The organism is Staphylococcus caeli (assembly GCF_900097965.1).
Lineage (GTDB): Bacteria > Bacillota > Bacilli > Staphylococcales > Staphylococcaceae > Staphylococcus > Staphylococcus caeli.
The window spans coordinates 1-8,096 of sequence record NZ_FMPG01000024.1; the positions used below are offsets into that span (position 1 = coordinate 1).

General features: G+C 34.7%; 9 protein-coding genes. All 9 read left to right on the forward strand.

Annotated elements, in window-relative coordinates; all coding sequences use genetic code 11:
- The first annotated feature begins 234 nt into the window (after positions 1-234).
- The 9 genes from BJS11_RS14215 to bleO all read left to right on the forward strand — a co-directional run bounded on the left by BJS11_RS14215 (position 235) and on the right by bleO (position 7,925).
- Complete coding sequence (locus BJS11_RS14215) at positions 235-297, forward strand: tetracycline resistance efflux system leader peptide (RefSeq protein WP_012779615.1); 63 nt, start codon at positions 235-237, stop codon at positions 295-297.
- Positions 298-330: 33 nt separating this feature from the next.
- Entirely contained in the window at positions 331-1,707 is a 1,377-nt protein-coding gene (gene tet(L) / locus BJS11_RS12865; protein WP_001574277.1) for a tetracycline efflux MFS transporter Tet(L), read from the forward strand.
- A 282-nt stretch (positions 1,708-1,989) separates the two neighbouring features.
- Positions 1,990-2,481 carry a trimethoprim-resistant dihydrofolate reductase DfrK gene (locus BJS11_RS12870; RefSeq protein ID WP_012779617.1) on the forward strand — a complete coding sequence of 164 codons (492 nt, stop codon included), beginning with the start codon at positions 1,990-1,992 and terminating at the stop codon, positions 2,479-2,481.
- Between the two features lie 132 nt (positions 2,482-2,613).
- A complete protein-coding gene (locus tag BJS11_RS12875; RefSeq protein ID WP_031794977.1) occupies positions 2,614-2,799 on the forward strand; it encodes a hypothetical protein in 186 nt (61 codons plus the stop codon).
- 132 nt (positions 2,800-2,931) lie between these two features.
- On the forward strand, positions 2,932-3,285 hold the full coding sequence (locus BJS11_RS12880; protein ID WP_031794976.1) for a MazG nucleotide pyrophosphohydrolase domain-containing protein: 354 nt from the start codon (positions 2,932-2,934) through the stop codon (positions 3,283-3,285).
- Positions 3,286-3,884: 599 nt separating this feature from the next.
- Positions 3,885-5,147, forward strand: coding sequence for a MobV family relaxase (gene mobV / locus BJS11_RS12885; protein ID WP_000119405.1), 1,263 nt, complete (start codon positions 3,885-3,887; stop codon positions 5,145-5,147).
- 243 nt (positions 5,148-5,390) lie between these two features.
- Complete coding sequence (locus BJS11_RS12890) at positions 5,391-6,374, forward strand: protein rep (protein WP_070014105.1); 984 nt, start codon at positions 5,391-5,393, stop codon at positions 6,372-6,374.
- A gap of 168 nt (positions 6,375-6,542) precedes the next feature.
- A complete protein-coding gene (gene aadD1, locus BJS11_RS12895) occupies positions 6,543-7,304 on the forward strand; it encodes an aminoglycoside O-nucleotidyltransferase ANT(4')-Ia (RefSeq protein WP_001014230.1) in 762 nt (253 codons plus the stop codon).
- Positions 7,305-7,520: 216 nt separating this feature from the next.
- On the forward strand, positions 7,521-7,925 hold the full coding sequence (gene bleO / locus BJS11_RS12900) for a bleomycin binding protein (RefSeq protein WP_001242578.1): 405 nt from the start codon (positions 7,521-7,523) through the stop codon (positions 7,923-7,925).
- Positions 7,926-8,096 lie beyond the last annotated feature (171 nt).

Genomic DNA, 8,096 nt, shown 5'->3' on the forward strand with positions numbered 1-8,096 from the left:
AATTAAACCTTGATGACACAGAAGAAGGCGATTTGATTCATACAGATGATGACGAAAAAGCCGATGAAGATGGATTTTCTATTATTGCAATGTGGAATTGGGAACGGAAAAATTATTTTATTAAAGAGTAGTTCAACAAACGGGCCATATTGTTGTATAAGTGATGAAATACTGAATTTAAAACTTAGTTTATATGTGGTAAAATGTTTTAATCAAGTTTAGGAGGAATTAATTATGAAGTGTAATGAATGTAACAGGGTTCAATTAAAAGAGGGAAGCGTATCATTAACCCTATAAACTACGTCTGCCCTCATTATTGGAGGGTGAAATGTGAATACATCCTATTCACAATCGAATTTACGACACAACCAAATTTTAATTTGGCTTTGCATTTTATCTTTTTTTAGCGTATTAAATGAAATGGTTTTGAACGTCTCATTACCTGATATTGCAAATGATTTTAATAAACCACCTGCGAGTACAAACTGGGTGAACACAGCCTTTATGTTAACCTTTTCCATTGGAACAGCTGTATATGGAAAGCTATCTGATCAATTAGGCATCAAAAGGTTACTCCTATTTGGAATTATAATAAATTGTTTCGGGTCGGTAATTGGGTTTGTTGGCCATTCTTTCTTTTCCTTACTTATTATGGCTCGTTTTATTCAAGGGGCTGGTGCAGCTGCATTTCCAGCACTCGTAATGGTTGTAGTTGCGCGCTATATTCCAAAGGAAAATAGGGGTAAAGCATTTGGTCTTATTGGATCGATAGTAGCCATGGGAGAAGGAGTCGGTCCAGCGATTGGTGGAATGATAGCCCATTATATTCATTGGTCCTATCTTCTACTCATTCCTATGATAACAATTATCACTGTTCCGTTTCTTATGAAATTATTAAAGAAAGAAGTAAGGATAAAAGGTCATTTTGATATCAAAGGAATTATACTAATGTCTGTAGGCATTGTATTTTTTATGTTGTTTACAACATCATATAGCATTTCTTTTCTTATCGTTAGCGTGCTGTCATTCCTGATATTTGTAAAACATATCAGGAAAGTAACAGATCCTTTTGTTGATCCCGGATTAGGGAAAAATATACCTTTTATGATTGGAGTTCTTTGTGGGGGAATTATATTTGGAACAGTAGCAGGGTTTGTCTCTATGGTTCCTTATATGATGAAAGATGTTCACCAGCTAAGTACTGCCGAAATCGGAAGTGTAATTATTTTCCCTGGAACAATGAGTGTCATTATTTTCGGCTACATTGGTGGGATACTTGTTGATAGAAGAGGTCCTTTATACGTGTTAAACATCGGAGTTACATTTCTTTCTGTTAGCTTTTTAACTGCTTCCTTTCTTTTAGAAACAACATCATGGTTCATGACAATTATAATCGTATTTGTTTTAGGTGGGCTTTCGTTCACCAAAACAGTTATATCAACAATTGTTTCAAGTAGCTTGAAACAGCAGGAAGCTGGTGCTGGAATGAGTTTGCTTAACTTTACCAGCTTTTTATCAGAGGGAACAGGTATTGCAATTGTAGGTGGTTTATTATCCATACCCTTACTTGATCAAAGGTTGTTACCTATGGAAGTTGATCAGTCAACTTATCTGTATAGTAATTTGTTATTACTTTTTTCAGGAATCATTGTCATTAGTTGGCTGGTTACCTTGAATGTATATAAACATTCTCAAAGGGATTTCTAAATCGTTAAGGGATCAACTTTGGGAGAGAGTTCAAAATTGATCCTTTTTTTATAACAGGAATTCAAATCTTTTTGTTCCATTAAAGGGCGCGATTGTGTGAGAAGCGATCTGCGTCCGTTCTGCAATCGGGCCATATTGTTGAGGAAAGTAAACACATATATTTACGTATATTTATAATGCAATTGAGATTGTGAAGGATTACACTTAAACTAACGGGGCAGGATAGCTTAACAAGGAATAGGAATTTAAACGGTAAAATAGTTAAGGAAGGCTGTGTGATATATGAAAGTTTCTTTAATTGCTGCGATGGATAAGAACAGGGTAATAGGTAAAGAGAATGACATACCTTGGAGAATCCCAGAGGATTGGGAGTATGTTAAAAATACTACAAAGGGATATCCAATTATATTAGGAAGGAAGAATCTTGAATCAATCGGAAGAGCATTACCTGGAAGAAGGAATATTATTCTGACAAGAGATAAGGGGTTCAGCTTTAATGGTTGTGAAATCGTCCATTCAATAGAAGATGTTTTTGAGTTATGTAATAGCGAAGAGGAAATTTTCATTTTCGGGGGAGAACAAATTTATAATTTGTTTCTACCATATGTTGAGAAAATGTACATTACAAAAATTCATTACGAATTTGAAGGAGATACATTCTTTCCAGAAGTGAATTATGAAGAGTGGAACGAAGTATCTGTTACACAAGGAATAACAAATGAAAAAAATCCTTATACATATTATTTTCATATTTATGAGCGAAAAGCTTCTTGAACTAACGGGGCAGTTTAGTGGAAGAAAGTTTGAAACATTTTGTTTAAGTCAATCGTATTAATATAGAGTACAATTTTGAATCTGTATTTTTAAATTTAGTCCCGACCATAGAAGAGAAAAGGGGTGTATAAATTGAAAAGAACACGTCTAAAATTTTCCCTAATTGTTGGTTTAGTAGCGTTTATCTTAACATTTTTAGTTACTTTTTTAATTGAATCGCCGTATCCTTTTTGGGCAAGTCTGGTTGTAGGATTTTTAATATTTGAAATTAGTTATTACTACTTCTTTAACAAAGAGAAACGTCAGTACGATTTATGATAAAACAAAAGTATTAAACAATAGGGTGCGTTAGTGAAAGATAATCAATTCGTTATTTAACTAACGGGGCAGAAGAGTTCAAATAATGACAGCTTTGTTAGGGATGATGGTTAAATTAATAGGGGTGTTAAAATGGGAAATGACAAAGAAAATCCGAAGCAATTAACATTTTATGAGTTACAGAGCTACCTAGCACTAAAATACAAAGAAGGACGCACTTCATCTGCTTTGTTTATGAAACTAGTAGAAGAAATTGGCGAGGTAGCAGAGGTACTAAACCAGTTAGAAGGGCGAAAGGCAAACACGGGGAATGCTTCTTTAGAAAAAGAGCTTGTTGATGTTATCCATTACGCTGTTGCCATTGCAAGCATAAATCATATTGATCTAACAAAGGCCATTATTAAGAAGGATAAACAAGCTGCAATTAAATATAATCAATCTCCAAATTTAGAAGAGTTTTTAGAAGAAGAAATTAAAGTAAATTAACATAAAAAATACTTATGAAAGAAGAGGAACATTCCTTATTGCACTATAGGGTGCGTTAGTTTAATAATAAATAAGTGATTTTAGGGTTAAGAACTTATTTATAGTTATTCCATTAACGGGCGCGATTGCTGAATAAAAGATACGAGAGACCTCTCTTGTATCTTTTTTATTTTGAGTGGTTTTGTCCGTTACACTAGAAAACCGAAAGACAATAAAAATTTTATTCTTGCTGAGTCTGGCTTTCGGTAAGCTAGACAAAACGGACAAAATAAAAATTGGCAAGGGTTTAAAGGTGGAGATTTTTTGAGTGATCTTCTCAAAAAATACTACCTGTCCCTTGCTGATTTTTAAACGAGCACGAGAGCAAAACCCCCCTTTGCTGAGGTGGCAGAGGGCAGGTTTTTTTGTTTCTTTTTTCTCGTAAAAAAAAGAAAGGTCTTAAAGGTTTTATGGTTTTGGTCGGCACTGCCGACAGCCTCGCAGAGCACACACTTTATGAATATAAAGTATAGTGTGTTATTATACTTTACTTGGAAGTGGTTGCCGGAAAGAGCGAAAATGCCTCACATTTGTGCCACCTAAAAAGGAGCGATTTACATATGAGTTATGCAGTTTGTAGAATGCAAAAAGTGAAATCAGCTGGACTAAAAGGCATGCAATTTCATAATCAAAGAGAGCGAAAAAGTAGAACGAATGATGATATTGACCATGAGCGAACACGTGAAAATTATGATTTGAAAAATGATAAAAATATTGATTACAACGAACGTGTCAAAGAAATTATTGAATCACAAAAAACAGGTACAAGAAAAACGAGGAAAGATGCTGTTCTTGTAAATGAGTTGCTAGTAACATCTGACCGAGATTTTTTTGAGCAACTGGATCCAGGAGAACAAAAACGATTTTTTGAGGAAAGTTATAAATTATTTTCCGAACGATATGGCAAGCAAAATATTGCTTATGCAACAGTTCATAATGATGAGCAAACCCCTCACATGCATTTAGGTGTTGTGCCTATGCGTGATGGAAAACTGCAAGGAAAAAATGTGTTTAATCGTCAAGAACTGTTATGGCTACAAGATAAATTCCCCGAGCATATGAAAAAACAGGGTTTTGAGTTGAAGCGTGGTGAACGTGGCTCTGACCGTAAACATATTGAGACAGCTAAATTTAAAAAACAAACTTTGGAAAAAGAGATTGATTTTCTAGAAAAAAATTTAGCAGTTAAAAAAGATGAATGGACTGCTTATAGCGATAAAGTTAAATCAGATTTAGAAGTACCAGCGAAACGACACATGAAAAGTGTTGAAGTGCCAACGGGTGAAAAGTCCATGTTTGGTTTGGGAAAAGAAATAATGAAAACAGAAAAGAAACCAACCAAAAATGTTGTTATATCGGAGCGTGATTATAAAAACTTAGTGACTGCTGCGAGAGATAACGATAGGTTAAAACAGCATGTTAGAAATCTCATGAGTACTGATATGGCGAGAGAATATAAAAAATTAAGTAAAGAACATGGGCAAGTTAAAGAAAAATATAGTGGTCTTGTAGAGCGATTTAATGAAAATGTAAATGATTATAATGAGTTGCTTGAAGAAAACAAGTCTTTAAAGTCTAAAATAAGCGATTTAAAGCGTGATGTGAGTTTAATCTATGAAAGCACTAAGGAATTCCTTAAGGAACGTACAGACGGCTTAAAAGCCTTTAAAAACGTTTTTAAGGGGTTTGTAGACAAGGTAAAGGATAAAACAGCACAATTCCAAGAAAAACACGATTTAGAACCTAAAAAGAACGAATTTGAACTAACTCATAACCGAGAGGTAAAAAAAGAACGAAGTCGAGATCAGGGAATGAGTTTATAAAATAAAAAAAGCACCTGAAAAGGTGTCTTTTTTTGATGGTTTTGAACTTGTTCTTTCTTATCTTGATACATATAGAAACAACAAGTTTTTATTTTTATAGTTTACATCGCGTTTAAAGTGTTGGTGTGATTGGCTTTATAAGGTTAATGAACCTTTAAAAATCCTTGCACAGAAAAATACCCTATGTTATTGTTTAAGTTACCACACAAAAACAAATTTACATAGGGGGTTTCTGTATTAATTATGTGCAATAATAATAGCATTAATTCAGATGAAAAATCAAGTGTACTAATCGACAAAACAAAAAGTGGAAAAATAAGACCTTGGCGAGAAAAGAAAATGGCAAATGTAGATTATTTTGAACTCTTGCATATTCTTGAATTTAAAAAGGCTGAACGTGTAAAAGATTGTGCAGAGGTACTTGAATATAAAGTGAGTTATGAAACGGGAGAAAAAACGTTATATCGTGTGTGGTTTTGTAAATCTCGATTATGTCCAATGTGCAACTGGAGGAGAGCAATGAAGCATGGTATTCAGTCACAAAAGGTTGTTGCAGAAGTTATCAAACAAAAACCAACAGTTCGTTGGCTTTTCCTTACGTTGACCGTTAGAAATGTTTATGATGGTACTGAATTAAATAAAAGTTTATCGGATATGTCAAAAGGTTTTAATCGTATGATGAAATATAAGAAAATTAATAAAAACTTAGTTGGTTTTATGCGAGCGACAGAAGTAACTGTAAATAATATAGATAATTCTTATAACCAACACATGCATGTGTTGGTTTGTGTAGAAAGCACTTATTTTTATAACACTGAAAACTATGTGAATCAAAAGCAATGGATTCAATTTTGGAAAAGAGCTATGAAATTAGATTATGATCCAAACGTTAAAGTCCAAATGATTCGACCGAAAAATAAATATAAATCGGATATACAATCGGCAATTGACGAAACTGCAAAATATCCTGTAAAGGATACGGATTTTATGACCGATGATGAAGAAAAGAATTTGAAACGTTTGTCTGATTTGGAGGAAGGTTTACACCGTAAAAGGTTAATCTCCTATGGTGGTTTGTTAAAAGAAATACATAAAAAATTAAACCTTGATGACACAGAAGAAGGCGATTTGATTCATACAGATGATGACGAAAAAGCCGATGAAGATGGATTTTCTATTATTGCAATGTGGAATTGGGAACGGAAAAATTATTTTATTAAAGAGTAGTTCAACAAACGGGCCAGTTTGTTGAAGATTAGATGCTATAATTGTTATTAAAAGGATTGAAGGATGCTTAGGAAGACGAGTTATTAATAGCTGAATAAGAACGGTGCTCTCCAAATATTCTTATTTAGAAAAGCAAATCTAAAATTATCTGAAAAGGGAATGAGAATAGTGAATGGACCAATAATAATGACTAGAGAAGAAAGAATGAAGATTGTTCATGAAATTAAGGAACGAATATTGGATAAATATGGGGATGATGTTAAGGCTATTGGTGTTTATGGCTCTCTTGGTCGTCAGACTGATGGGCCCTATTCGGATATTGAGATGATGTGTGTCATGTCAACAGAGGAAGCAGAGTTCAGCCATGAATGGACAACCGGTGAGTGGAAGGTGGAAGTGAATTTTGATAGCGAAGAGATTCTACTAGATTATGCATCTCAGGTGGAATCAGATTGGCCGCTTACACATGGTCAATTTTTCTCTATTTTGCCGATTTATGATTCAGGTGGATACTTAGAGAAAGTGTATCAAACTGCTAAATCGGTAGAAGCCCAAACGTTCCACGATGCGATTTGTGCCCTTATCGTAGAAGAGCTGTTTGAATATGCAGGCAAATGGCGTAATATTCGTGTGCAAGGACCGACAACATTTCTACCATCCTTGACTGTACAGGTAGCAATGGCAGGTGCCATGTTGATTGGTCTGCATCATCGCATCTGTTATACGACGAGCGCTTCGGTCTTAACTGAAGCAGTTAAGCAATCAGATCTTCCTTCAGGTTATGACCATCTGTGCCAGTTCGTAATGTCTGGTCAACTTTCCGACTCTGAGAAACTTCTGGAATCGCTAGAGAATTTCTGGAATGGGATTCAGGAGTGGACAGAACGACACGGATATATAGTGGATGTGTCAAAACGCATACCATTTTGAACGATGACCTCTAATAATTGTTAATCATGTTGGTTACGTATTTATTAACTTCTCCTAGTATTAGTAATTATCATGGCTGTCATGGCGCATTAACGGAATAAAGGGTGTGCTTAAATCGGGCCATTTTGCGTAATAAGAAAAAGGATTAATTATGAGCGAATTGAATTAATAATAAGGTAATAGATTTACATTAGAAAATGAAAGGGGATTTTATGCGTGAGAATGTTACAGTCTATCCCGGCATTGCCAGTCGGGGATATTAAAAAGAGTATAGGTTTTTATTGCGATAAACTAGGTTTCACTTTGGTTCACCATGAAGATGGATTCGCAGTTCTAATGTGTAATGAGGTTCGGATTCATCTATGGGAGGCAAGTGATGAAGGCTGGCGCTCTCGTAGTAATGATTCACCGGTTTGTACAGGTGCGGAGTCGTTTATTGCTGGTACTGCTAGTTGCCGCATTGAAGTAGAGGGAATTGATGAATTATATCAACATATTAAGCCTTTGGGCATTTTGCACCCCAATACATCATTAAAAGATCAGTGGTGGGATGAACGAGACTTTGCAGTAATTGATCCCGACAACAATTTGATTAGCTTTTTTCAACAAATAAAAAGCTAAAATCTATTATTAATCTGTTCAGCAATCGGGCGCGATTGCTGAATAAAAGATACGAGAGACCTCTCTTGTATCTTTTTTATTTTGAGTGGTTTTGTCCGTTACACTAGAAAACCGAAAGACAATAAAAATTTTATTCTTGCTGAGTCTGGCTTTCGGTAAGCTAGACAAAAC

Bases quoted from the DNA above. Each gene is read 5' to 3' on its own strand.
- BJS11_RS12870 (WP_012779617.1), top strand. From the start codon at position 1,990: ATGAAAGTTTCTTTAATTGCTGCGATGGATAAGAACAGGGTAATAGGT.
- mobV (WP_000119405.1), top strand. From the start codon at position 3,885: ATGAGTTATGCAGTTTGTAGAATGCAAAAAGTGAAATCAGCTGGACTA.
- BJS11_RS12890 (WP_070014105.1), top strand. From the start codon at position 5,391: ATGTGCAATAATAATAGCATTAATTCAGATGAAAAATCAAGTGTACTA.
- BJS11_RS12880 (WP_031794976.1), top strand. From the start codon at position 2,932: ATGGGAAATGACAAAGAAAATCCGAAGCAATTAACATTTTATGAGTTA.